Raw genomic sequence first — 1,763 nt, forward strand, 5'->3', positions numbered from 1 at the left:
AGTCGGACTCCACCCGCTGGCTGATGGGTGAGAAGTCGGACGCGTTCGGCGGCGCCATCCGCGACATGTGGACCCCCACCTGTTACGGAGACCCCGGCAAGGTCACCGACGCCGAGTACCACTGCGACCCCAGCGATGCCGGCGGCGTGCACAGCAACTCGGGCGTGCCGAACCACGGCTACGCCCTGCTGGTCGACGGTGGCGACTACAACGGCGTCACCGTGAACGGGATCGGCCTGGACAAGGCGGCGAACATCTTCTTCCGCACCCAGATCGCCTACCTGACCGAGACGTCGGACTTCACCGACCTGGCCGACGGCCTGGCCGCGTCCTGCACGGACCTGATCGGCGCGGAGATCAACCAGGTCTCCACCTCGGACACCGGTGGTTCGACGCCGGCCGCCCCCATCACGGCGGACGACTGCACCGAGGTCGACGCCATGGCGGACGCCGTGGAGCTGCGCACGGAGCCGACCCAGTGCAACTTCCAGCCGCTGCTCGACCCGAACGCCCCCGCGGTGTGCGGTGAGGGCTACACCAGCAAGGCCGTCTTCTCGGAGGACTTCGAGGACGGTCTGGCGGGCTGGGCGCTGGACGAGGAGCTCGGGTACCCGGACGCTCGCGGCTTCGACTGGGAGGCCACGAACGACGCTCCCGCCGGCAACGACACCCAGGTCGCGTACGGCTCCGACCCGGACGAGGGCAACTGTGCCTCCGACTCGATCGCGAGCCGGAACTCGATCATCAGCCCCTCGATCACCTTCCCGGCCGGTGAGTCGCCGCGACTGGTCTTCGACCACAACGTGGCCACCGAGCCGGCCTGGGACGGCGCGAACGTCAAGGTGAGCATCAACGGCGCCGACTTCGTGGTCGTGCCCGAGGCGGCGTACCTGTTCAACGCCCCCAACGGCGTGATCAACCCGGCTGCTGCGGGCAACGACAACCCGATGGCCGGCGAGGTCGGGTTCACCGGCACCGACGGTGGAACGCCGACCGGTTCGTGGGGTCAGTCGCAGATCGACCTGGCGCAGCTCGGGGCGGCTGTGGGCGACAGCCTGCAGTTCCGCTTCGACATGGGTCGCGACGGCTGCGGCGGCCGCGACGGCTGGTACGTCGACAACGTCGAGGTGCTGGTCTGCCTGGCCGTCACCCGGACCAAGGGCGTGCACAAGCCCCAGCCGTCCAAGTACGGCAAGAAGTCGCGGGTGCTGGTGCGTGTGGTCCGCGACGGCAGCACGGGCGACCGGGTCTCCGGCCTGGTCCGCCTCCACAAGCGCGGTCAGGTGCTGAGCAGGGCCCGTGTCACGAACGGTCGTGCCCGGCTCAACGTGCCGAAGCGGCTGCGCCCCGGGCGCCACGTCGCGTGGGTGAAGTACACCGGAACCGACTTCTTCGCCCCGTCGAAGGACAAGGTGATCATCAAGGTGGTCAAGAAGAAGCGGAAGCGCTGACTGCTTGAGCACTGAACGCTGAGGGCCCCGCCGGATCTGATCCGGCGGGGCCCTTCGCCGACCGGGTCTGCCTGCGATGCTGGCCCGGTGCACGCACTGATCTGGCTCGCCCCCACCCTGCTCGCGTTCACCGACTGGTGGGCGGTGAGCCGCCGGGATCGTCGTACCGAAGCGTGGGCCAAGCCGGCGACCCTCCTCGCCCTGCTCGTGGTGGCGGCAGTCCTGGGCGCCGGGGACAGCGGGGCCGGGCAGTGGCTCCTGGTCGCGCTGGCCTTCGGAGCGCTCGGCGACCTCGCCCTGCTGTCGGACTCG

2 protein-coding genes are annotated in these 1,763 nt (G+C 69.9%); both read left to right on the forward strand.

The window, feature by feature from the left end; genetic code table 11:
• Positions 1-1,451 (forward strand): M4 family metallopeptidase (locus ABZE72_RS16795; RefSeq protein WP_372730178.1); only part of this gene is annotated, 1,451 nt, incomplete at its 5' end.
• Positions 1,452-1,538: 87 nt separating this feature from the next.
• A partial coding sequence (locus ABZE72_RS16800; protein WP_372730179.1) for a hypothetical protein occupies positions 1,539-1,763 on the forward strand: 225 nt, incomplete at its 3' end.

It is taken from the genome of Nocardioides sp., assembly GCF_041600255.1.
Taxonomy (GTDB): domain Bacteria; phylum Actinomycetota; class Actinomycetes; order Propionibacteriales; family Nocardioidaceae; genus Nocardioides.